The sequence below is a fragment of the Saccharopolyspora sp. NPDC049357 genome, from assembly GCF_040677225.1.
In the GTDB taxonomy this organism is placed as follows: Bacteria; Actinomycetota; Actinomycetes; order Mycobacteriales; family Pseudonocardiaceae; genus Saccharopolyspora.
Genome location: NZ_JBFAQJ010000050.1, coordinates 1 through 22,445, shown reverse-complemented (window position 1 = coordinate 22,445; position 22,445 = coordinate 1). Strand labels below are relative to the sequence as shown.

The window sequence follows — 22,445 nt, the reverse complement described above, 5'->3', positions numbered from 1 at the left end:
CATGCCGTGGCACGCCACGGGGCACACCAACGCCGACGATCACCGAAGGATCGCTCGTGACAAGTTCCGAGAAGCCGGAGTCCTCGGACCCGCAGAAGGATGCGGGCCGGGGCTCGGCCAGCACCCAGACAGTCGACGACAAGGTCGAGACGACCGGTTCTGAGGCTGCTGCCTCTGCGAGCGGGACCGCGGAGTCCGGCTCGACGGCCGAGCCGACCGCCACCGACGGCGGCGGGGAGGCCCTCGACGGCACCGACGCGCCGCCGCCGTGGCAGCGCGGCTCGGCCGCCTCCTCGGAGGAGGAATCCGCGGAGGAGGAGCCGGGCAGTCTTTCGGGATCGCTGGCGGCGGGTGCCCTCGGCGGCGCCGCCGGTGCCGCGGCAGGCGGTTCCGCCGCCGGGGGCCGCGGCGCCGACGACACCCAGACGTTCCCGAAGACCGTGTCCGACCAGGAGACGGTCCGCACGCAGATCCCGCAGTCGGCGCGCACCCAGGTGTCCTACACCGGTGCGGGCAGCGGTTCGGGGACGCAGCAGCGCAGCTCCAGCGGCCCGTCCGCGCGGCGCCCCAGCCGGGGACCGCGCCGGGCGAGTCTGCAGGTCAAGCGGTTCGATCCGTGGTCGGTGCTGAAGCTGGCCCTGGTGCTCAGCGTCGCGCTGTTCTTCGTGTGGATGATCGCCGTGGCCGTCCTGTACGGCGTGCTCGACGGCATGGGCGTCTGGGAGCAGCTCAACGGCACCTTCACCGAGCTGACCCAGCCCGACGACGCGGTGAACGAGCCGCTGATCAGCGCGGGCAGGGTCTTCGGCGTCGCCTCGATCATCGGTGCGATCAACATCGTTCTGATCACGGCTCTGGCGACCGTGGCCGCGTTCATCTACAACGTGGCGGCGGACTTCGCCGGCGGCATCGAGATCACGCTGTCCGAGCGCGAGTGAGCAGCTGACCGGGCTGCGGCGGCGTTTTCCGAGGTGGGAGAGCGCCGCCGCAGCAAGGTCGGGACGGAGTGACCCCCCGTGACGAGAGCGGGAGCCCGTCCTGTAATGTTTGCAGCACAACGAACGAGGGCCTATAGCTCAGGCGGTTAGAGCGCTTCGCTGATAACGAAGAGGTCGAAGGTTCAAGTCCTTCTAGGCCCACTCGGGAATTTCTTCCCCCCTCTTTCACAGACTCGAACATCAACGGCACAGGTGCCGTGTTCTAGGAGGCGACCGGAATGAAGAAGCTGCTCGCACTCGCCGCAGTTGCCGGAGTCGTGCTGTTCGTGGTCCGTCGCAACAAGGCCGCCAAGGCCGAGGCCGACCTCTGGCGCGAGGCCACCGCGGAGGTCTGATCCTCCGGCCGGGGGCCCTGACCTCCGCCGCCGTTGGGGGACGTAGCTCAATTGGCAGAGCACCGCCTTTGCAAGGCGGGGGTTAGGGGTTCGATTCCCCTCGTCTCCACTGCGCGATCGAAAACGCCCCGCTCAACACGGGGCGTTTTCGCGTTTATCGCTTCGTCATGATTTTGGGGGAGCGACTCCCCAAGCCCCCTACGGTGCGGTGGCCGCTTGGTGTCGGCTCCGTGCGCGGGACAGCGTTCCCGGCCTGCTCACAGGCCCGTGCTCCCGCTGGTGTCGCATTTGCGGTGGTTTAATTGAGTAGAAATCATTGAATGATCGAATTCATTATTAATAGTGAACATGAAGAGGCCGGGCCCGCGGGGCCCGGCCTCTTCTCGTCTGATCAGGGCGTGGGCGGGTTCGCCCTGGGGGTTTCCACCGCGCGAGGTTCCTGGTGGCCGTCGGTCTCGGCCGAGGCCCGGTGGCGGGGTTGGGAGGTGCCCGGGGTGTGCGAGTCCCACGGCTCGTCGTCCGCCGCTGCGAGCGGGAGCTCCTCGGGACGGCGGGTCAGCGCGATCGCCGCTCCGGCGACGCCCAGGACCACCAACATCAGCAGCAGCCACGGCCAGCGGCGCTTCTTCTTCACCGGAGTGGGGTCGATCTTGGCGGCCAGCCGCTTGCGGGACTCGGTCGTCCGCTTCTCCCAGTCCTTGCGGGCCTGCTTCGCCTGCTTGGCGAGCTCCTTGCGGGACTTGCCCGTGGCGCGCTGGGCGATGAGCTCCTGCAACTCCTCGGTCGAATAGCCGCGGCTGGCCAGTTCCCGCTCGGCCCTCGCTGCCGCCTGCCTGGACAGCACCGCACCTTGCTCACCTGCGCGTTTCGCGCCGTGACGGGCCTGCTTGATACCGGTGCCAACCGCCTTCCCCACGGTCTCGCCGGCCTTGGCCATCGCGTTCACTTCATCCATCGCCTGTTGACCTCCTTGGCCTGGCTTGCCTTCACCAGTCCGGTTATCCCGGATGAGCACCTGCCAACCACGCCTCCACCACGGAGCCGGGTAAGGGGCGCGGACCCGCCCATATTGCACCCAGACACCGCAATCGGCCCGCTCGATGGCAGGATGGTCGGGTGGCTGAAGACAACGGATCGCTCGTTGGGACGACATTGACCGCGACCCTGCACACCTCGCAGGGAGACATCCGGATCAACCTGTTCCCCGACCAGGCGCCCAAGACCGTGAAAAACTTCGTGGGCCTCGCCGAAGGGACCCAGGAATACACGGAGCCGAACGCCAAGGGCGAACGCTCCGGCCCGTTCTACGACGGCGTGATCTTCCACCGGGTCATCGAAGGCTTCATGATCCAGACCGGTGACCCGACCGGTACCGGACGCGGTGGCCCCGGCTACCAGTTCGGCGACGAGTTCCACCCGGAGCTCCAGTTCACCAAGCCGTACCTGCTCGCGATGGCGAACGCGGGGCCGAACACCAACGGCTCGCAGTTCTTCGTCACCGTGGCGGCCACGTCCTGGCTGAACTACAAGCACACCATCTTCGGTGAGGTCGCCGACAAGGAGTCGCGCGAGGTGGTCGACACGATCGCCGGCACCGCGACCGGTCGCAACGACCGCCCGGTGAACGACATCGTCATCGAGAAGGTTTCGATCGAGCGCGGCTGACACCGCCCGGGAAAGCAGGTCTCACCCGTGACTGTGCCACCCGGAACGACGCCCGGCCCGGACGGGGCGCCGCCGCAGTTACCGACGTGCGCGCGGCACCCCGACCGGCCGACCGGGCTGCGTTGCACCAGGTGCGAACGCCCGGCCTGCCCGGAATGCCTGCGCGACGCCTCCGTCGGCCAGCAGTGCGTGGACTGCGTCCGGGAGGGCGGCGCGACCGTGCGCCGACCCGTGACGGTCGCCGGTGCGCGGCTGCGCGACAAGCCGATCCTGGTGCCGCTGCTGATCGCGGCCAACGTCGCCGCGTACGTGCTCACCGCCGTTCAGGCGGGCGACTTCTGGGAGAACTTCCGGTCGGCCCTGTTCGTCGACTACTCGTTGATCCCGCTCACCGTGGCGGGCGGGCAGTGGTGGCGCCTGGTCACCTCCGGGTTCCTGCACATCGGTGTCGTGCACCTGGTGATGAACATGCTCGCCCTGTGGGTGATCGGGCGGGACCTGGAGCTGCTGCTCGGCCGCGCGCGCTTCGCCGCCGTCTACGGGTTGTCGCTGATCGGCGGCAGCACCGCGGTGTTCCTGCTGGGTGGTGCCGAAGCCCCGGTCGCGGGTGCTTCGGGTGCGGTGTACGGCCTGATGGGCGGCATCGCCGTGGCCGCGCTTCGGCTGAAGGTGAGCCTGCGCCCGGTGACCACCGTGATCGCGCTGAACATCGTCGCCAGCGTGCTCATCCCCGGCATCTCGCTGCTCGGGCACATCGGCGGGCTGATCCTGGGCGCCGCGTCGACGGCGGTCCTGGTCTACGCGCCGCGCGAGCGCCGCACCCTCGTCCAGGCCGGTGCGCTGGTCGGACTGCTGGTGGTGCTGGTGGTCGTGCTGTTCGTCCGGGACGCCTCCTACGGTGACCTGGCCTGCTTCGGCTCCGGCTACACCCTGGCCTGCGGCTGACTCACCTGCGCAGCGCGTGCAGCGCGTCGGCCGCCGCGTAGGGGTCTTCGCCGAGGTCGAGGCGGGTGAGGACGGTCAGGTCCGGGTCCGCGTCGAGCTCCAGGCTGGTGCCGGTCAGGCCGAGTCGGCGGGTCTCCCGGACGCGGATGGTGACCTGGTCCCAGGAGTAGTGCCTGCGGCCGGTCAGCGCGCGCACCGTGATGCCGGTGGCGTCGGCGTGCAGTCTGGGACGGCAGATCGTGCCGAAGGCGGACGCGGTCAGCAGGGCGAGCGCGAGCGCTCCCACGAAGACCCGGTCGGCCGGTGTGGAGGCGAGGAAGGCCCAGGTCGCGGCGCCCGCGGTGAGCAGCCAGCCGCAGCCCACCAGCGCGGCCGGAGGTGCCCAGCCCATCGACTGCTCCGCCGTGTTCACCGTCATCCACCCGCTATCGACGAGTTATCCACAGGACTTATCCCCACTGGGGACTAGTTACACAGGTGTGTTTCGCTGACCGTCTGTCAAGCCGCCAAAGGGATGAGTGAGCTCCGAAGGAGTTCCCTCCTCCGGAGCTCGTGCACGAAGCGTCGCCGTGCTGGGCGCTCGAATTGCGACCGCGTGCGCCCGGCCTTATACGACCCTCAAGGCCGGACGTCATTGCAGGTCAGCGGGGTGGGTCAGCGCCACCGCATGGTCATCAGCAGGCCGACGATCATGAACGAGAAGCCGACGGCGAAATTCCACCCGCCCAGGTCGCTCATGAATCCGATCTTGTCGCCGGCGATGTAGTTGACGACGAGCCAGAGCAACCCGATGATCATCAGGCCGAGCATCACGGCGACGTAGATCGGGTGCGACGGACCGACCGACTTCGCCTTGACCGGCGTGCGGCGATCGACAACCGGGTTGGAGTCGTCCTTCTTGCGGACCTTGGACTTCGGCATAGGTGTCCTCGCCAGGTGATGCGGCACCGCCGTCCCGCGCCCGCCCGGCTCGTCGCCGGTGGCGGCGGAACGGCTCCATTTCCACCTACCACGTTAACGTAATCACAGCGCTGAGCGAGCACCCCTCGCAAACCCGTGACCGGAGAGGAACGTCGTGGTTCCGTCGGTGCAGAGCCCGCCCCGACCGCCGCCCCGGCGCGGAGGCGACACCGCCCGTGCGGTGGTCCGCGTCCTCGGCGAGCTGATGATCACCGTCGGCCTGGTGCTGCTGCTGTTCGTCTTCTACGTCGTCTACGTGACCGACCTGTTCACCGCGCGCGACCAGGCGCAGGCGACCGGGCGGATGCACGAGGAGTGGCAGGCCCGGCAGCTGCACCCGATCGCCGAACCGCCACCGCCCGCGCCCGGCGCCGGGTTCGCGCAGCTCCACCTGCCGACCTTCGGGCCGGACTTCGACTTCACCGTGCTGGAGGGCACCGCCCTCCGGACCCTCAGCGGCGGCCCCGGGCACTACACCGGCACGGCGTGGCCGGGGGAGCAGGGGAACTTCGCGGTCGCCGGGCACCGGATCGGGCGAGGCGCGCCGTTCAACGACCTGGACCGGCTGCCCTCCTGCGCACCGATCGTCGTGGAGACGGCCACCCACTGGTACGTCTACCGGGTCCTGCCGATGGCCGACGAGGTCGCGACCTGGGACGGGCGCGGCGGCGATCCGCACTGCCGGGGCGTCGCGCCGATGCCCGCGCCCTACGACCACGTGGTCGGGCGGCACCTCGTGCGGCCCTCGCAGGGAGAGGTGATCTTCCCGGTGCCCGGCCTCGCGCCGGAGACCTTCCCGCGCGACCAGCTCACAAGGCTCATCACCCTGACCACCTGCCACCCGGAGTTCTCCGCGCGCGAGCGGCTGATCGTCCACGGCGTGCTCACCACGCAGTACCCCAAGGTCGCCGACCACCCCGAGCTGCGGCCCCCGGAACTGGAGGAGCGCTGATGTACGCGTGGATCTGGCGACACCTGCCCGGCCCGTTCGCGGCGAAGGCCCTGGTGGCGCTCGTGCTCGTCGCGGCCGTCGTCGCCCTGCTGCTGTTCGTGGTGTTCCCCTGGGTCGAACCGCTGCTTCCGTTCGACGACGTCACCACCGGTTGACCACCGCCGAGCAGGACGAGCGCGGAAAATTCGGATGCGCCGGACGCGTAGTCTGGGCGCGTGCGTGTACTGGTGGTCGACAACTACGACAGCTTCGTCTACAACCTCGTGCAGTACCTCGCCCAGCTCGGAGCCGAGTGCGAGGTGCGCCGCAACGACGTGGTCACGGACGACGACGTGGCCGCTGCTGACGGCGTGCTGCTCAGCCCCGGTCCGGGGACTCCGGACCGTGCGGGACGGACGATGGAGCTCATCCAGCGCTGCGCCGCCGAGCGCAAGCCGGCCTTCGGCGTGTGCCTCGGGCACCAGGCCATCGGCGCGGTGTGGGGCGGCACGGTCGAGCGCGCCCCCGAGTTGCTGCACGGCAAGGTCAGCGAGATCGAGCACTCCGGGGCCGGTGTGTTCGCCGGACTGCCGCAGCCGTTCATCGCGACCCGCTACCACTCGCTGATCGTCCGCGCGGACACCATCCCGGACGACTTCGAGGTCACCGCGCGCACCGAGTCCGGCATCGTGATGGGCATGCGCCACCGCGAGCTGCCGATCGAGGGCGTGCAGTTCCACCCCGAGTCGGTGCTCACCGACGGCGGCCACCGGATGCTCGCCAACTGGATGGCCTCGGCAGGTCACCCGGTGGCCGATCACGTCGTCGACCAGCTCGAAGCCGAGATGCGCAAGGTCGCCGCAGCGGCATCGGCCCGCTGACCAGCACTCCTCGAACGCGAAACGGGGCGGTGGCCACTCGGCCACCGCCCCGCTCTCGTCAGTCCCCTCAGGGGAACGGGAAGAACCCGCCTCCGCTGCCCGGGGGCGAGCTCGTGCTGGAGCTGTCGTACTTGCCGACGTAGATCGTGATCGACTGGTCCTTGCTGATCTTCTGACCCGCCTGCGGCGAGCTGCTGAGGACCTTGTCGTCCTTGGACGAATCACCGGTGGGCTGCTCGGACTCGCTGAGGGTGCCGTTCCAGCCTGCGGCCTTCAGCGCGGCCTCGGCCTCGTTCTTCGACATGTTCTGCAGCTGCGGCATGGTGATCTGGTTGCCCTTGGAGACCACCAGGGTCACCGTCGAACCGGTTCGGGCCTTGGTGCCACCGGACGGCGACTGGTCGATGACCGTGTTGGGCGGCTCGGAGGAGTCGCGCTGCTCCACGCTGACCTTGAAACCGGCGCCGACGAGGAACGCCCTCGCGGTCTCCAGCTGCTGGCCGCGCAGGTCCTGGACCTCCGTCTGCGGGATCGCCTGGCCGACCACGACGTTGATCGTGGTGCCCTTGGCGACCTCGGAGCCCTTGCTGTCCCAGTCGAGGATCTTGTCGACCTGCTTGGGGTCGGACGTCTCCTTCTTGTCCGGGTTCAGCCCGATCTTCAGCCCCGCGGCTTCGAGGGCCTGCTGAGCCTCGGTCATGGTCATGCCGGACAGGTCCGGGACCGCGGTGGACTCCGGCCCGGTGCCCGCGCAGAGCTCGATCTTGGTCTCGGCCTTGACGCTCTGGGTTCCCGCCCTCGGCGTCTGGTTCACGATGGTGCCGCGCTTGTCCTCCGGTGATGGGCAGGACCGCGGGAGGACCATCCAGCCCTCCGACTTGGCCTTCTCGTTCGCGGCCTGGGCCGTCATGCCCATCAGGTTCGGGACCGGGACGCGATCCGGGTTGCCCACCCCGACCAGCATCGTCACCAGCCACGCGGCCAGCGCGAACACGGCCACGCAGGCCAGGGTGACCAGCGCGACGACGGCGTTCTTGCTGCGCCGGCGCTCCGGCTGGTGGGCCGGCGGGTAGTCCTCGACGTCGTCCGAGCGGTGCCGGCCGGAGCCGATCATCTCGGTGGGGCCGGCGCCCTGGCCGAGCATCGCGGTGTGCTCTTCCTCCGACATGATCATCGGAGCCTTCGGGCGCTGACCGGACAGCACGCGGACCAGGTCGGCGCGCATCTCGGCCGCCGACTGGTAGCGGTTGGCCGGGTTCTTGCTCAGCGCCTTGAGCACCACGGCGTCCAGCGACGCGGGGGTGGCGGGAACGACGTCGGACGGCTTGCGGGGTTCTTCCCGGACGTGCTGGTAGGCCACCGCGACGGGCGAGTCACCGGTGAACGGCGGTTCCCCGGTGAGCAGCTCGAAGAGCACGCAGCCGGAGGCGTAGACGTCGCTTCGCGCGTCCACCGCCTCGCCGCGCGCCTGCTCCGGCGAGAGGTACTGGGCGGTGCCGATGACCGCCGCCGTCTGGGTCACCGCCGCCTGGCCGTCGGCCAGCGCGCGAGCGATGCCGAAGTCCATCACCTTCACCGCACCGGAGCGGGTGATCATGATGTTGGCGGGCTTCACGTCGCGGTGCACGATCCCGTGCCGGTGGCTGAAGTCCAGCGCGGCCGAACCGTCCGCCATGACCTCCATCGCCCGCCGGGGCGACAGCGGTCCCTCGGTCTTGACGATGTCGCGCAGCGTCCGGCCGTCGACGTACTCCATGACGATGTAGGGCAGCGGCCCGTTCTCGGAGTCCGTCTCGCCGGTGTCGTAGACCGCGACGATCGCCGGGTGGTTGAGCGCTGCCGCGTTCTGCGCCTCGCGGCGGAAGCGCAGCTGGAAGGTGGGGTCCCGGGCTAGGTCGGCACGCAGGATCTTGACCGCGACGTCTCGGCTCAGGCGGGTGTCGCGGCCCTTGTGCACCTCCGACATACCGCCGTAGCCGAGAGTCTCGCCGAGCTCGTAGCGGTCGGATAGAAGTCGAGGTGAACTCATCGAATCGTCGTTCCGATCCTTGTCAACGATCGTCCCATCTCACCCGCGGGAGGCATTCCGATCATGGGTTCCTGCCGATGCGAAGTTTGGCCCAAACCGTTCGTGGAATCCAGGCTCAGGGTGGCCACCGGACCGCGTCCGGACATGCCGAGGTCGTGGCGGTTGACCGCCCAATACGTCAGCAGACCGATGGCGACCAGCAAGACTACCGCCAGCGCCGCGACGAGAATCCACACGACAACCCTGGTGTTGCCGCTTTCCCGGTGAGCATTGCCACCCATGGCTCCTGCCACCCCCGAGGCGTTGGCCGGAACCGGCATCGGGGCCTGCTGCTGTGAAACCTGGTGCTGTTGAACCGCCTGCTGCTGCACGGGCTGCTGGGGCGGGATGATGCCGGGCGGATAGGTGTTGCCCATCGGTGGCGGACCCGGCGGCGCCGGGTGCACGCCGGTGCCCGGCCCGTGCACGTTCACCGGTCGCTGCTGTTGGGCGACCAGGGCCGACGGCGTCGGCAGCGGCCGACCCGCGCGCACCGCGGCGACCGCGGAGGCGAACTCCCCGCCGTCGGCGTAGCGCCGGCGCGGGTCCTTCACCAGGGTCGCCTCGACCAGCGCCCGCACTCCCGGCGGAACGTCCGGCGGGAGCGGTGGAGCGATGTCGCGAATGTGCATCATGGCGACCGTCACCGCGTTCTCGGAGAGGAACGGGCGGTGCCCCATCAGGCACTCGTAACCGACGACGGCCAGCGAGTACACGTCGCTGGCCGGTGTCGCGTCGCTGCCGAGCGCCTGCTCCGGCGCGATGTAGTGCGCCGTTCCCATCACCATCCCGTTGCGGGTGACCGGTGCCGCGTCGGCTGCCTTGGCGATGCCGAAGTCGGTCAGCTTCACCTTGCCCTCGGGGGTGATCAGGATGTTGCCGGGTTTGACGTCCCGGTGCACCAGGCCGCGCTCGTGCGCGGCCTGCAGCGCCTGGCCCGCCTGCTCCAGCATGTCCATCGTGTGATCGGTGTTGATCCGCCGTTCCCGAGCCAGGATCGCCGCCAGCGGCTCTCCCTCGACCAGCTCCATCACCAGGTAGGCGGTGTCCTCCGGACCGTCGGGGACCGCAGCGGTCTCGCCGTAGTCGTGGACCGCTGCGATTCCCGGGTGGTTCAGCGACGCCGTGGTGCGGGCCTCGGTGCGGAAGCGGTGCAGGAACTCGGCGTCCCCGCACAGCTCGGCCTTGAGCACCTTGACCGCCACCGTCCGGTCCAACCGGACGTCCACCGCCTCCCACACCTCGCCCATTCCGCCGACCGCGATGCGGCGGCCGAGGCGGTAGCGCTCGGCGAGTAACTGGCCGGTGGTCAGCACGGATCAGCCACCTCCCCGCAAACCGGCCCGGATGACCTCCCGGCCGATGGGGGCTGCCAGCGAACCACCGGTGGCCTCGTCGCCCTCGTCGCCACCGTTCTCCACGATCACCGCGACGGCGATCGTGGGGTTGGCGGCAGGCGCGAACGCGACGTACCAGCCGTGCGGCCGGTCACCGGGGTCGCCGTGCTGAGCGGTACCGGTCTTCGAGGCGATCTCGATCCCGGTGATCTTGCCGGAGCCCTTGGTGTTCTGCTCCGACTTGATCATCATGTCGCGGATCTTGCCCGCGACGTCCGGCGTGACCGCCTGGCCCAGCTCCTCGGGGCGGAGGGAGTCGAGCTCCTCCATGTCGGGAGCCTTCGTCGCGCTGACCAGCTGCGGCTTCATCACCTTGCCGCCGTTGGCGATCGTGGCGGCCATCATCGCGTTCTGCATCGGCGTGACGCGCACGTCGCGCTGGCCGATGCCGCTCTGGTACAGCGACGCACCGTCGTCCATCGGGCCCAGGTCGGACTTGGCCACGCTCATCGGGATCTGCAGGTCCTGGCCGAAGCCGAACGACGCCGCGGTCTCCCGCAGCTTGTCCGCACCGACCTTGCCCGCGATCTCGGCGAACGCGGTGTTGCAGGAGTGCGCCAGCGCGTCGGTCAGCGTGTTGCCCGAGCACTTCTTGCCGCCGTAGTTCGGCAGCTGGGTCGACGTCTGCGGCAGCGTGATCGACGCGGCGTCCTGCACCTGGCTGTTCGGGTTGTACCCGTTCTCCAGCGCAGCGGCCGCGGTGATCAGCTTGAACGTCGAACCGGGCGGGTAGATCTCGGAGACCGCCCGGTTGGCCATCGGGTTGCCCTCGGCCTCGTTCAGCGCGTTCCACTGCTCGGCGACCTGGTTGTTATCCGGGCCGGTGAGCTTGTTCGGGTCGTAGGAGGGCGCGTTGACCATCGCCAGGATCTCGCCCGTCGACGGGTTCAGCGCCACCACGGAACCCTGGAAGCCCTTCTTCGTCAGCTGGTCGTAGGCGACCTGCTGCATCTCCGGCCTGATGGTCAGCTCGACGCTGCCACCGCGCGGCGTGTTGCCGGTGATCATGTCCGACATCCGGCCGAACGCCATGCTGTCGTCGGTGCCGTTGAGGATCTTGTCGTTGGCGCGCTCGACGCCGTTCGACCCGTAGAAGAACGAGTAGAACCCGGTGACCGGCGCGTACAGCGGGCCGTTCGGGTAGGTCCGCTGGAACTTGTAGCGGTCGTGCTCGATCGGCGAAGAGCTGGCCAGCGACTGACCGGACGCGATGATCTGACCGCGCTCCCGGGAGAACTCCTCCAGCTGGGTGCGCGTGTTGCGGGCGTCCTCGCGGTACTCGTCGGCCTTGATGACCTGGACGTAGGTCATGTTGCCCATCAGCAGCAGGACCATCGCCATCATGGCCAGCGCCACTCGGCGCAGCGGCTTGTTCATCGGGGACGCTCCACCAGTTCCGTATGCGCTTCCGCGATCGGCGCCTGCTTGGGCTTGGGCTTGGCCGGGGCCTGCGGGCGGCGGGCCGCGTCGGACACCCGCAACAGCAGCGCGATCAGCACGTAGTTGGCGAGCATCGACGAACCACCGGCCGCCAGGAACGGCGCCGTCAGACCGGTCATCGGGATCAGACCCGTCGAACCGCCGGCGACCACGAACAGCTGCAGCGCGATGGTGAACGACAGACCGCCGGCGAACAGCTTGCCGAAGGAGTCGCGCACCGCCAGCGCGCTGCGCAGCCCGCGCATCATCAGCAGCACGTAGACCAGCAGCAACGACATCAGCCCGATGAGGCCGAGCTCCTCGCCCAGCGCCGGGATGATGAAGTCGCTGAACGACAGCGGCGTGATGTTCGGCATCCCGCTGCCCAGACCCGAACCCGGGATGCCGCCGTGGGCCATCCCGAACAGGCCGGTGCGCAGCTGGTAGCCGGGGTCGGACTCGCCGTCGGCCACCCGCATCATCGGGTCGAGCCAGGTGTTCACCCGGACCTGGACGTGCGAGAACAGGTTGAAGGCGATGACCGCGCCCGCCGCGAACAACGTCAGGCCGAGGCCGACCCACACCGCGCGCTCGGTCGCGATGTAGATCATCACCAGCACGATGCCGAAGAACAGCAGCGAGGTGCCCAGGTCCTTCTCCAGCACCACGATGCCGATGGACAGGACCCAGGCGACCAGCACCGGGCCGAGGTCACGCGGACGCGGCCAGTCCACACCGAGGAACCGCTTGCCCGCCGTGGTGAACAGCTCGCGCTTGCCCACCAGGAACGAGGCGAAGAAGATCAGCAGCAGGATCTTGGCGAACTCGCTCGGCTGGATCGAGATGAAACCCAGGTTGACCCACAGCTTCGCGCCGTTGGCCTCCGAGATGCTCGCCGGCAGCACACCGGGCAGCGCCAGCAGCGCGATCCCGACGAAACCGCACGTGTAGCCGTACTGCGCGAGCGTGCGGTGATCCTTCACCAGCCACAGGACGAGGATGAACATGACCACGCCGGCCGTGGTGTAGAGGATCTGCTTCGGCGTGTACGGCGCCCCGACGACCGGGGCCAGGTCCAGCCTGTGCAGCATCACCAGACCGAGCCCGTTGATCAACGCCACCAGCGGCAGGATCAACGGGTCGGCGTACGGCGCGAAGTAGCGCACGCCGAAGTGCGCGGCGCCGTAGAGGATCAGGAACGCGACCCCGTAGAACAGCAGCTCACGGGTGACGGTCTGCTCCTGCGAAACCTCCACCAAGATCAACGCCGCGGTCACGATGATCGCGGAGAAAACGAGCATGAACAGTTCGGTGCCCCGCCGAGTGTTGACTCGGGGGGCCCCGTTGACTGCTCCGGTCGTAGCGGCCGGTTCGGACATCAACTCACCGTCCGGCAGTTCACGCCAGGCTTCGGCTCCTCCGGTTGCAGCGGCGTGGCGTCCGCCGCCGAGGACTCCGGCGGCAGGGCCTGACCAGGCGTCGGAGCACCCGGGGTGGGCTGCACGGGCGGCTGACCGGGAGGAGGCGGTGTCGGCGCACCCGGAACGGGGGCACCCGGAACGGGCGGAACCGTCGGCACCGAAGGCTCGGGCGTCTGGCACTCCGGCAGCAGCGCGGTCATCCGCAGCCGCCGCATCGCCTCCCGCGCCTCGGTGAGGCCGTTGACCTCGGTGATGCCGTTGCGCACGTCGGGACGCTGCGCTTCCTGCAGGTCGTTCAGCTTGATCGGCTGGCAGTCCTTGGCGGAGTCCGGCGGGCAGGAGGTCTCGACCTGCCAGTTCAGCGCCACGCCCAGCGTGGCTCCCTGAACGCCCTGGTAGATCACGACCTCATCGGCGCGGTTCACGCCGATGTAGTACTGGTTGAGCACCCACCAACGCCCAACCAGCGCGACAGCCGCCAACACGATGAGCACGCCGCAGGCCACCACCAGCGGGGTCAGCCAGCGCCGTTTGCGCGGCTTCTCCGCCGGAGGTGAGGTGGGCTCGAAACGCTTCGGCTGCGGCCGCGGCATGGTCACCGCGGAAGCGCGCGCCGCCGACGAATCGGGTTGCGGATGCTCATCGCCATTTCCCGCCGCACCCCCGACTATGGGGGCGTCGTCGCCGAACTCGACGTCGACGACGTCGGCGATGATCACGGTCACGTTGTCCGGACCGCCACCTTTGAGCGCCAGCTCGATCATCCGGTCCGCGCACTGCTGCGGGTCCGGAATGCGCAGGGCTTCCGCCATCGTCTCCGTGCTCACCGGGCCGGTCAGGCCGTCGGAGCACAGCAGGTAGCGATCGCCCGCGCGAGCTTCGCGGATCGCCAGGCTCGGTTCCACCTCGTGGCCGGTCAACGCGTGCAGCAGCAGCGAGCGCTGCGGGTGGTTGGCGGCCTCCTCCTCGGTGATCCGGCCTTCGTCGATCAGCGACTGCACGAAGGTGTCGTCGTGGGTTATCTGGGTCAGCTCGCCGTCGCGGACCAGGTATGCGCGGGAGTCACCGATGTGCACCAGACCCAGCTTGCTGCCTGCGAACAGCACAGCGGTGAGGGTGGTGCCCATCCCGTCCAGCTCCGGGTCGTTGGCCACCAGCTCGGCGATCGCGCTGTTGCCGTCCAGCACCGCACCGCGGAGCTGTCCGAGCAGGTCGTCACCTGGTTCGTCATCATCCAACGGCGCCAACGCCGCGATGACGACCTTGCTGGCGACCTCACCGGCGGCATGTCCACCCATGCCGTCCGCGAGGGCGAGTAGTCGTGGGCCGGCATAGACCGAGTCCTGGTTGTTGGAGCGCACCAGGCCGCGGTCGCTGCGGGCTGCGTAGTGAAGGACGAGGGTCATGAGCGCAGCTCGATCACCGTCTTGCCGATTCTGATCGGAACGCCGAGCGGGACCTTGGTCGGCCCCGTGACCTTCGCCCGATCGAGGTATGTGCCGTTAGTGGAGCCTAGATCCTCCACGTACCAATCGGAGCCGCGAAGCGACAACCGAGCGTGCCGGGTCGACGCGTAGTCGTCGTCCAGCACCAACGTGGAGTCATCGGCTCGGCCGATCAGGATCGGCCGGCCGTCCAGGGAAATGCGCGTGCCGGCGAGAGCGCCGTGCGTCACCACCATCTGGCGGGGCGCCTTGCTCTTGCCCCGGGCTTTGCCCGGGGCCCGACTCGCACCTGGCATCGGGACTCGCATCCCCGACGCGGAGTAGAGATCTGAACGAACCACGCGAAGCGCAGCCAGCACGAACAACCAGAGCAGGGCGAGAAACCCTGCTCTGGTCAGCTGAATAACCAGCTCCGGCACTTGTTGTGAACGCTCCTACTCGTATTCGGGGATCGGCGGTCCGCGCTCAGCCCTGCTGGGCGCGGAAGACCAGGGACGAATGCCCGACCCTGATCACGTCACCATCTGCCAGCTGCCAAGTCTGCACCGGAGTGCCGTTCACCGTGGTGCCGTTTGTCGAACCGAGATCAGCCAGCATCGCGCTCTGACCATCCCAGGTGATCTCGATGTGCTTGCGCGAGACCCCCGTGTCGGGAAGGCGGAACTGGCCCTCCTGTCCGCGGCCGATGATGTTCGAGCCCTGCTGCAGCGTGTACGAGCGGTTCGAACCGTCGTCCAGGTGCAGCGTGGCGGTCATCTGACCACGAGGACCACCGGCCGGGTAACCGCCCGGTGCGCTCTGCGGGTAGCCACCGCCGGGCTGGCCGTAGCCGCCCTGGTCCGGGAAACCGCCCGGAGCGCTCTGCGGGTAGGCACCGCCCGGCTGGCCGTAGCCCTGGTCGAAGCCAGGCTGCTGCGGGTAGCCCTGGTCGAATCCCTGCTGGGGCTGGCCGTAGCCCTGGTCGAAACCGGGCGGCTGTGCGTAGCCCTGGTCGTAACCCTGCTGGGGCTGGCCGTAACCCTGGTCGTAGCCGGGCTGCGGTGGCTGTGCGTAGCCCTGGTCGAATCCCTGCTGCGGCGGCTGCCCGTAACCCTGGTCGAAACCGGGCTGCTGCGGCGGCTGGCCGTAGCCCTGGTCGTAGCCGGGCTGCTGCGGGTAGCCCTGGTCGTAACCGGGCTGCGGCGGCTGGCCGTACCCGCCCTGCTGGTCGTAGCCGGGCTGCTGACCGTAGCCCTGCTGCTGGCCATAACCCTGCTGGTCGTAGCCGGGCTGCTGACCGTAGCCGTAGTTGGGGTCCTGGCCTTGGCCGTATCCCTGGTCGTAGCCGTACTGCCCCTGCTGGTTGTACGGATCTCCCTGGGGGTAGTGGCCTGGTGGCTGGCTCATGGGTCGGTCTCCTGCGGTACGCGGTTGTGTCGGCCGTCGGGTTACATCGGGGTCGACGGTCGAACTGATTCGAAACTGTCCCGTGTGCAGCGTTTCAGAGCGCTCCAGGGAGACTACGACGTCACCATATGTGTCCCACCCCTGCTCGGTGAGGTGCTCTTGAACGCAGTCGGCGAGGAGGTCCGTCACCCGGTCCTCATCGCCGGTGAGCCGATCATGGTCCGACGGGCTCAGTTGCACAACGTAGTGGTTACAAGCGAGCAACCGACCACCGGCAAGCTCCCTGACCTTCAGCTCAGCATCGCGCTGCAAGGCCTGGGCGACTTCCTGCGGAACTACGTTCCCGCCGAACACGCGCGCAAAGCCATTACCGACGATGCCTTCGATCCGGCGCTCAAAGCGCTGCACGAGGCCCACGGCAATATCCCTCCACGCGTACGACTTCTGCCGACCATCGTATCTGGGCCCACGGCCCGAGACACCGCCCTGCTCCCAACTTCCTGACCCCCCTGCGCAGACCCCTCTCAGGGCCGTGCTAATCTTCTTTTCGCCAACAGGGCAGCAGGGAAAAGCGAAAGCTCACCCCGGTGCCCAGCGGTGAAAAGCGGCAAGTTAAGCTTCTCATCGTGCCACGGGCGAGTGGCGGAATGGCAGACGCGCACGGTTCAGGTCCGTGTGTCCGAAAGGACGTGAGGGTTCAACTCCCTCCTCGCCCACTTCGAAGGCCCCCGGCTCATGCTTCGCCGGGGGCCTTCTTCGTCTTCGTGTTGGGGGGTCGAACCCCCCATGCCCCCCACGGTGCGGCTGGGCTCGTTCTTCCTGGTCGTCGCCTTGGTTCTTCTTCGGCCTGCTCACGTAAAGCATTGTGCTCGGCCTTCGGCCTCGAGTGGCGTTTCCTCCCTTCTCCTTGCTGTTTTCGTGGTGGGGTGGGTGTTCAGCGTTGAGCGAAATCTTTTCGTGATCTTTCTTGGTGTTGGGTGCTTCTTGTGCTGGGGTGGGGGTGTCCGGCTGGGGGTTGTGGCTCGGAGGTGGCCTCGTGGCGGGAAACAGTCGGGATCCTGGGCGGTCGGTGACCGCTCGTGCCTTGAGCGTGCTGACCGCCTTCGACGCGGAGCACCCTCGGCTGACCTTGACGGCCATCGCGCAGCGGGCCGACATCCCGCTGGCCACCGCGCACCGGCTGGTGCGCGAGCTGGAGCTCTGGGGTGCGCTGCAGCGCGACCCCGACGGGCGGTACGTCATCGGGCTGCGGTTGTGGGAGATCGGACTGCTGGCCCCGGTGAACGGGCGGCTGCGCGAAGCCGCGCTGCCCTACATGCAGGAGCTGTGCGAAACCACTCACGACAACGTGCACCTGGCGGTTCGGGACGAACTGGACGCCGTGTACGTGGAGAAGCTCACGACGCCCAAGGCCGTGCCGATCGTCTCCCGGACCGGTGGACGGCTGCCGCTGCACGCGACCGGGGTCGGCAAGGTCCTCCTCGCGCACGCGCCCGCGAGCGTTCTGCACTCCTGCTGCGAGACGGGGCTGTCCCGGCACACCGCCTACACGATCACCGAGCCCGGCCGGCTCGGCCGCGAGCTGCAGGGAGTCCGCACGCGCGGCTTCGCCTCCGCCAACGAGGAGATGACGCTCGGGAACTGCTCGGTCGCCGTGCCCGTCCACGACACCTCGGGAACGGTCGTCGCGGCGCTCGGCGTGGTCGCCCACAGCGTCCGGGCCGACATCACCCGGCTCGTCCGCTCGCTGCTGCCCGCTGCCGACGGCATCCGGCAGCGGCTCGCCGAGGGCGAACGGGTCAACCTCGACGCGCTGCAGCGATGAATAATCTTCCGCTTACTGGTCGAATAATCCGTCAACTGTACATTTGTGCAGGTCGTGTGACCGGCGCAGATATCATGCCGCGATTTTGAAGGCCATGAATGATGGGCGGAAGGCGTCGTCGTGCGGGTGTCGGGTACCGATCACCTGTTTGGCCGCATGGCGGGGCTGAAGCCTCCATGTCATTCGTCGACCGGTCACCGACAGCTGCCCGCCGCCGATCGCAGCGACCCCCGATGAGCAGCGCAGAACCGCCTCGGAGCTGTTTTAGTCAACGTGGCCCCCGCACCGGTGGCCGGGGGAAGTTGAAGTCGCGGAGTGCACGTAGCGCGAGGGAGGCGGAACGCTGTGACCGCAATGCCGGGACATGCCTGGTCCGAAGACGAGCTCCGAGCCTGCTCGACCACGCAGGTCCGGTCGCCGCTGGGGCAGGCCGCCTCGATGGGTCGGCTCGCCCAGCGATCGGTGGACGCGATGGGCTGGAGCGGCAGCGTGCTGCCGCCGGTGAAGTTGCTCGGACGCCAGATCATCGCCACCGCGGAACTGGTGCCCGAAGCCCACGCCGAACGCCTGGTCTTCGCCAGCGGTCCGGTTCTGGACCGCGCGGAGATCGCCACCTGGGTCTGGCCCGAGATGGACGGCCGGGTGCCACCGCCCGCGGCCCGCATCACCGGAGTCCTCGCGCCGGCGCGCCACTGGCGCACCGCGCTGACCGCCGCGGTGCCGTTCGCGCGCTTCGTCGACGCGGCGATCGTCGTGCCGCGCAGCGTGGCCGTCGCGCCGGACTTCGCCGAGACCTGCCTGATCCGCGCCCGCCAGTTCGGCATCGCGGTGCTCAGCGCCGACGGTGACGACGTGCGCGAAGAACTTCCGGGGCACAGCCTCGACGACGCGCCGCCGGTCGAGCACACCGCGGTCTCGCGATGGGTGAACGAGGTCGTCTACCAGCAACTGCTGTCGGCTGAAGCCCCAGCGCCGTCGCGCAGCTGAAGGCCCCTGGGGGCCGCAGTTCCAGTTGGACCGGGGGGCTTCAACTGGAACTGCACTTACCAGAACCAGTGGGCGGGGGTTGCCTGCTGGAGGGGGAGAGAAGCGGACGGTGCCCGCCCGGACCACGCTACCGCGCAGCGTGGGCGGGCTCCGTCCGCCGACTCGGTTCGAGGCTTCTCGCGGAGTTGTCCACAGGTGTGTCCACAGGTGGGTTATCCCCAGAAATCGGGAGTTGTCCACAGGCCGTGCTTGAACGGTTGAGCAGCGGCGTCGGGCATACCGTGGGGACATGCGCATCGTCATCGCCGGAGCCCACGGGAAGATCGCTCGGCCGCTCGGCCGACTGCTCTCCGAACGGGGCGATCAGGTCCTCGGAATCATCCGCAACCCCGACCACGCGGCCGACCTCGAAGCCGACGGCGTCGAGCCCCTGGTGCTCGATCTGGAGAGCACCGGAGCGGCCGAGCTGGCGGGCCGGCTGTCCGGAGTGGACGCCGCCGTCTTCCTCGCGGGAGCGGGTCCCGGCAGCGGTGCTCCGCGCAAGGACACAGTGGACCGCGGAGCCTCCGCGCTGCTCGCGGATGCCTGTCAACAGGCCGGAATTCGACGCTTCGTGCAGGTGAGTTCGATGGGCACCCGGACCCCCAACCCGCCCGACGTGGACCCGGTGTTCGGGGCCTATTTGGACGCCAAGCGGGCGGCCGAGGAGGACCTGCGCGGGCGCGATCTCCAGTGGACGATCCTGCGCCCGGGACGGCTCACCGACGACGAGCCGACGGGCCGGGTCACGCTCGCCGAGGAAGTCGGCCGGGACGAGGTCACGCGCCGCGACGTGGCCGCCGTTCTGGCGGCCCTGCTGCTCGAACCGGGGACCTCCGGACGGGCCCTGGAGCTCGTCGGTGGTGACGTTGCGATCACCGACGCGGTGCGTGCCGCGGCGGGGTAATCAGTTCGGGTTATCCACAGGTCCCAGGACGCGGTCCAGGTACGAGTTGTGGAAGATCCCGCCCGGGTCCACCGAGGCGCGGACCTGCCGGAACTCGTTGAACCGTGGGTAAATGCGAGACAACGCCGTCGAGTCCAGGCGGTGCATCTTCCCCCAGTGCGGTCGCCCGCCCGCGTCCCGGGCGATCGCCTCGAAGGCGTCGAAGAAGTGCCGGTAGGGCATTCCCAGGAACTGGTGCACCGCGATGTAGCCGGTGTCGCGGCCGTGAGCGGTGGACAGCCACACGTCGTCGGCTCGGGCGACCCGAACCTCCACCGGGAACATCACCGGGTCGGCCAGCCGCGCGGCGACCTCGCGCAGTTCGCGCACAACGTCCGGGACGATCTCGCGGGGGAACGCGTACTCGGTCTCCACGAACCGGATCCGGCGCGGCGTGGTGAACACCCGGAACGAGCGGTCCTGGTAGCTGCGGGCCGACCAGGTCGCGGCGCAGATCCGGTTCAGCGGCCGGACCAGCGCGGGAACGGCTTTCCCGATCCCGCAGACCGCGCCGAACAGGTGGTTCTCCATCACCTCGTACTCCAGGAAGTGCCGCACGGGATGCAGCGGGCGCGGCGGTCCCGGATGCCGGTCGTTGCGCTTGACCATGGCGTTGCGGCTGTGCGGGAACCAGTGGAACTCGAAGTGGTCGTGGGCCTCGGCGAGCCCGTGGAAGTCGGCGAGCACCTCCTCCAGCGGCGCCGGACGTTCCTCGGCCGCCAGCGTGAACGCCGGGACGCAGCGCAGCGTCACGGTGGTGATCACGCCGAGCGCGCCCAGGCCGAGCCTGCCCGCGGCGAACAGCTCGGGGTTCTCGGTCGCCGAGCAGCGCACCTCGCTGCCGTCGGCGAGCAGCAGTTCCAGCGCTTCCACCTGCGTGGCCAGACCGCCGAGACCGGCTCCGGTGCCGTGCGTTCCGGTGGAGATGGCGCCGGCGATCGTCTGCTGGTCGATGTCGCCGAGGTTGGCCATCGCCAGGCCCAGCGAGTCGAGTTCGGCGTTGAGCACGTGCAGCGGAGTGCCGCCGTGCGCGGTGACCAGGCCGGTCGACGGGTCGGCGTGGATGATCCCCGACCAGTGCCGGAGGTCCAGCGCCACACCGGATTCCGGCGAGGCCACGGCCGAGAACGAGTGCCCGGACCCGATCGGCCGCACCCGCAGGCCATCCCGGGCCGCGGCGCGGATCGCTTCGGCCGCTTCGGCGGTGTCTCGTGGGGCGACGACCCGCGCCGGATGCGCGGTGGTCGTGCGGCCCCAGTTGGTCCACGGCCGTGCGGTGGCCGGATCACGCTGCATGCCGGGCCTCCAATGGGTGAGGTGGTCGGCGCGATGGGCTGAAGTTATGTGAAACCGATTCACATAACAAGGCCCATCGGCTTACGGTTGTCGGCGTGCGCCGGATCGACGAGATCACCAGCGAAATCGAGGCACCGTTCGTAGCGGTGGACTTGGCAGCCTTCGACCACAACGCCCAGGACATGGTGCGCCGCGCGGCCGGTGTGCCGATCCGGATCGCCACGAAATCCGTCCGGTGCCGGGAGCTCATCACCCGCGCGCTGCGGATGGACGGCTACTCGGGCCTGATGTGCTACTCCCTTGCCGAAGCCCTGTGGCTGCACGCCGAAGGCCTCAGCGACGACCTCCTGGTCGCCTACCCGACCGCGGACGGCTCCGCGCTGCGGGAACTGGCCGCGAACCCGGCAGCCGCCGCGGCGATCAGCGTCATGGTCGACTCGATCGATCACCTGGACCTCATCGACGCCGCGGTGGGGCGCGACCGGCCGGACATCCGGCTGTGCGTCGAAGTCGACGCCTCGTGGCGGCCGGTGCCCGGGGTGCACATCGGCACCCGCCGTTCCCCGCTGCACACCCCGGCGCAGGTGCGGCGTTTCGCCGAAGCCGCTCAGCGGCGCGCGGGATTCCAGCTGGTCGGGCTGATGGCGTACGAGGGGCAGATCGCAGGGCTCGGCGACGCCCCGCCCGGCAGGCCGCTGCGCGGGGCGCTGCTGCGCGGCATCCAACGCCGCTCGGCGGCCGAGCTGGCGCAGCGGCGCGCGGCGGTGGTGCGCGAGGTTCGCGAGGTCGCGGATCTGGCGTTCGTCAACGGCGGCGGCACCGGAAGTCTGGAGCGGACAGCGGTGGAGGACGGGATCATCACCGAGATCGCGGCGGGTTCGGGGCTGATCGGCCCGACGTTGTTCGACGCCTACCGCGCTTTCCAGCCGCGGCCGGCCGTGCTCTACGCCCTGCCGGTGGTGCATCGACCGGCCAGGCGCATCGCGACGCTGTTCGGCGGCGGTTACATCGCTTCGGGTCCGCCTGGGGCGGACCGGGTTCCGGCCCCGCACTGGCCGGAGGGTCTGGGACTGCTGGGGGCCGAGGGTGCCGGTGAGGTGCAGACACCGGTGACCGGTGCGGCGGCGCGCGGCCTGCGCATCGGGGACCGGGTCTGGTTCCGGCACTCCAAGGCCGGGGAGCTCGCGGAGCGGTTCAACCGGTACCACCTGGTCGACGGCGGGGTCTCGGCCGTCGAAGAGGCGCCGACCTACCGCGGGGAAGGCAGGTCGTTCGGGTAACGCGGCATGATCGTTCGCCCGACCACGGCCGAGCTGACTCGTTCTCCTTCGGCGATCCGGTTGGACAAGTACCCGCGGACCAGGTCTTTGGCCTCGGCCAGCATCGCCTGGTCGCCGTTGGGATCGCGCCGGAACGCCAGGTGCAGCACGGCGTCCGCCGCTTCGACGGCCACGGTCAGCGGCAGGGCGAGGTCGGCCGGGTCGAGCTGGAACTCCTCGGC

The 22,445-nt window shown here is 69.2% G+C and carries 21 protein-coding genes, 3 tRNA genes and 2 pseudogenes; 14 read left to right on the top strand and 12 right to left on the bottom strand.

Going from position 1 to position 22,445, the window contains the following annotated elements:
• Window positions 1-56: 56 nt before the first annotated feature.
• The 4 genes and pseudogenes from AB0J91_RS28980 (at window position 57) to AB0J91_RS28965 (ending at window position 1,442) form a co-directional block, all read left to right on the top strand.
• Window positions 57-938, top strand: coding sequence for a DUF3566 domain-containing protein (locus tag AB0J91_RS28980; RefSeq protein ID WP_363875089.1), 882 nt, complete (start codon window positions 57-59; stop codon window positions 936-938).
• Between the two features lie 127 nt (window positions 939-1,065).
• Window positions 1,066-1,139, top strand: a tRNA-Ile gene (locus AB0J91_RS28975).
• A gap of 77 nt (window positions 1,140-1,216) precedes the next feature.
• Window positions 1,217-1,324: pseudogene (locus AB0J91_RS28970) on the top strand (DLW-39 family protein); the annotation flags it as partial.
• Between the two features lie 45 nt (window positions 1,325-1,369).
• Window positions 1,370-1,442 (top strand) — tRNA-Ala (locus tag AB0J91_RS28965).
• Between the two features lie 282 nt (window positions 1,443-1,724).
• On the opposite strand, the gene AB0J91_RS28960 is transcribed toward AB0J91_RS28965, so the two are convergent.
• Window positions 1,725-2,288, bottom strand: a complete 564-nt coding sequence (locus tag AB0J91_RS28960; RefSeq protein WP_363875086.1) for a hypothetical protein — start codon at window positions 2,286-2,288, stop codon at window positions 1,725-1,727.
• Window positions 2,289-2,449: 161 nt separating this feature from the next.
• Between AB0J91_RS28960 and AB0J91_RS28955 the strand changes: the two genes are divergently transcribed.
• Together AB0J91_RS28955 and AB0J91_RS28950 are read left to right on the top strand one after the other, a co-directional pair.
• A complete protein-coding gene (locus AB0J91_RS28955; RefSeq protein ID WP_207920343.1) occupies window positions 2,450-2,998 on the top strand; it encodes a peptidylprolyl isomerase in 549 nt (182 codons plus the stop codon).
• A gap of 27 nt (window positions 2,999-3,025) precedes the next feature.
• Window positions 3,026-3,943, top strand: coding sequence for a rhomboid family intramembrane serine protease (locus AB0J91_RS28950; protein ID WP_363875083.1), 918 nt, complete (start codon window positions 3,026-3,028; stop codon window positions 3,941-3,943).
• A 1-nt stretch (window position 3,944) separates the two neighbouring features.
• Here the strand turns inward: AB0J91_RS28950 and AB0J91_RS28945 are convergent, their stop codons facing one another.
• The gene (locus AB0J91_RS28945) at window positions 3,945-4,361 is read right to left on the bottom strand and encodes a PH domain-containing protein (RefSeq protein WP_363785336.1); all 417 of its coding nucleotides are present in this window, start codon (window positions 4,359-4,361) and stop codon (window positions 3,945-3,947) included.
• A gap of 236 nt (window positions 4,362-4,597) precedes the next feature.
• Complete coding sequence (crgA, locus tag AB0J91_RS28940; protein ID WP_132677185.1) at window positions 4,598-4,864, bottom strand: cell division protein CrgA; 267 nt, start codon at window positions 4,862-4,864, stop codon at window positions 4,598-4,600.
• Between the two features lie 166 nt (window positions 4,865-5,030).
• On the opposite strand from crgA, the gene AB0J91_RS28935 reads away from it, so the two are divergent.
• The 3 genes from AB0J91_RS28935 to AB0J91_RS28925 are packed head-to-tail and all read left to right on the top strand — an operon-like array spanning window position 5,031 to window position 6,715.
• The gene (locus AB0J91_RS28935) at window positions 5,031-5,855 is read left to right on the top strand and encodes a class E sortase (protein ID WP_363875080.1); all 825 of its coding nucleotides are present in this window, start codon (window positions 5,031-5,033) and stop codon (window positions 5,853-5,855) included.
• Window positions 5,855-6,010 carry a hypothetical protein gene (locus tag AB0J91_RS28930; protein WP_363785329.1) on the top strand — a complete coding sequence of 52 codons (156 nt, stop codon included), beginning with the start codon at window positions 5,855-5,857 and terminating at the stop codon, window positions 6,008-6,010. The genes AB0J91_RS28935 and AB0J91_RS28930 overlap by 1 nt, the downstream gene beginning before the upstream one ends.
• A gap of 60 nt (window positions 6,011-6,070) precedes the next feature.
• Window positions 6,071-6,715, top strand: a complete 645-nt coding sequence (locus tag AB0J91_RS28925) for an aminodeoxychorismate/anthranilate synthase component II (RefSeq protein ID WP_363785326.1) — start codon at window positions 6,071-6,073, stop codon at window positions 6,713-6,715.
• A 67-nt stretch (window positions 6,716-6,782) separates the two neighbouring features.
• Here the strand turns inward: AB0J91_RS28925 and pknB are convergent, their stop codons facing one another.
• Genes pknB through AB0J91_RS28890 form a run of 7 tightly spaced genes read right to left on the bottom strand, consistent with a single transcriptional unit; the run spans window position 6,783 to window position 16,268 of the window.
• Window positions 6,783-8,744, bottom strand: coding sequence for a Stk1 family PASTA domain-containing Ser/Thr kinase (gene pknB, locus AB0J91_RS28920; RefSeq protein ID WP_363875077.1), 1,962 nt, complete (start codon window positions 8,742-8,744; stop codon window positions 6,783-6,785).
• A complete protein-coding gene (locus AB0J91_RS28915) occupies window positions 8,741-10,099 on the bottom strand; it encodes a serine/threonine-protein kinase (protein ID WP_363875074.1) in 1,359 nt (452 codons plus the stop codon). The genes pknB and AB0J91_RS28915 overlap by 4 nt, the downstream gene beginning before the upstream one ends.
• 3 nt (window positions 10,100-10,102) lie before the next feature.
• Window positions 10,103-11,557, bottom strand: coding sequence for a penicillin-binding protein 2 (locus tag AB0J91_RS28910; RefSeq protein ID WP_363785318.1), 1,455 nt, complete (start codon window positions 11,555-11,557; stop codon window positions 10,103-10,105).
• Entirely contained in the window at window positions 11,554-12,978 is a 1,425-nt protein-coding gene (locus tag AB0J91_RS28905) for an FtsW/RodA/SpoVE family cell cycle protein (protein WP_363785316.1), read from the bottom strand. Before AB0J91_RS28905 ends, AB0J91_RS28910 begins: the two co-directional genes overlap by 4 nt.
• Window positions 12,978-14,426, bottom strand: a complete 1,449-nt coding sequence (locus tag AB0J91_RS28900; RefSeq protein ID WP_363875071.1) for a PP2C family serine/threonine-protein phosphatase — start codon at window positions 14,424-14,426, stop codon at window positions 12,978-12,980. The genes AB0J91_RS28905 and AB0J91_RS28900 overlap by 1 nt, the downstream gene beginning before the upstream one ends.
• Complete coding sequence (locus tag AB0J91_RS28895) at window positions 14,423-14,884, bottom strand: FHA domain-containing protein (RefSeq protein WP_132626305.1); 462 nt, start codon at window positions 14,882-14,884, stop codon at window positions 14,423-14,425. The genes AB0J91_RS28900 and AB0J91_RS28895 overlap by 4 nt, the downstream gene beginning before the upstream one ends.
• 46 nt (window positions 14,885-14,930) lie before the next feature.
• Complete coding sequence (locus tag AB0J91_RS28890; protein WP_363875068.1) at window positions 14,931-16,268, bottom strand: FhaA domain-containing protein; 1,338 nt, start codon at window positions 16,266-16,268, stop codon at window positions 14,931-14,933.
• A gap of 216 nt (window positions 16,269-16,484) precedes the next feature.
• Here AB0J91_RS28890 and AB0J91_RS28885 point away from each other — a divergent pair.
• The 4 genes from AB0J91_RS28885 to AB0J91_RS28870 all read left to right on the top strand — a co-directional run bounded on the left by AB0J91_RS28885 (window position 16,485) and on the right by AB0J91_RS28870 (window position 19,609).
• Window positions 16,485-16,567, top strand: a tRNA-Leu gene (locus tag AB0J91_RS28885).
• Window positions 16,568-16,887: 320 nt separating this feature from the next.
• Window positions 16,888-17,676 (top strand): IclR family transcriptional regulator, encoded by a 789-nt coding sequence (locus AB0J91_RS28880; protein ID WP_363875065.1) that lies wholly within the window; start codon window positions 16,888-16,890, stop codon window positions 17,674-17,676.
• Window positions 17,677-18,030: 354 nt separating this feature from the next.
• Window positions 18,031-18,663: a hypothetical protein gene (locus tag AB0J91_RS28875; protein WP_363875121.1), complete on the top strand. Its 633-nt coding sequence runs from the start codon at window positions 18,031-18,033 to the stop codon at window positions 18,661-18,663.
• 289 nt (window positions 18,664-18,952) lie between these two features.
• Window positions 18,953-19,609, top strand: coding sequence for an SDR family oxidoreductase (locus AB0J91_RS28870; protein ID WP_363875062.1), 657 nt, complete (start codon window positions 18,953-18,955; stop codon window positions 19,607-19,609).
• On the opposite strand, the gene AB0J91_RS28865 is transcribed toward AB0J91_RS28870, so the two are convergent.
• Complete coding sequence (locus AB0J91_RS28865) at window positions 19,610-20,944, bottom strand: D-arabinono-1,4-lactone oxidase (RefSeq protein WP_363875059.1); 1,335 nt, start codon at window positions 20,942-20,944, stop codon at window positions 19,610-19,612.
• A 95-nt stretch (window positions 20,945-21,039) separates the two neighbouring features.
• On the opposite strand from AB0J91_RS28865, the gene AB0J91_RS28860 reads away from it, so the two are divergent.
• Window positions 21,040-22,224 (top strand): amino acid deaminase/aldolase, encoded by a 1,185-nt coding sequence (locus tag AB0J91_RS28860; protein ID WP_363875056.1) that lies wholly within the window; start codon window positions 21,040-21,042, stop codon window positions 22,222-22,224.
• On the opposite strand, the pseudogene AB0J91_RS28855 reads toward AB0J91_RS28860, so the two are convergent.
• Window positions 22,194-22,445, bottom strand: a pseudogene (locus tag AB0J91_RS28855) (hypothetical protein); the annotation flags it as partial. The gene AB0J91_RS28860 and the pseudogene AB0J91_RS28855 sit on opposite strands and share 31 nt — an antisense overlap.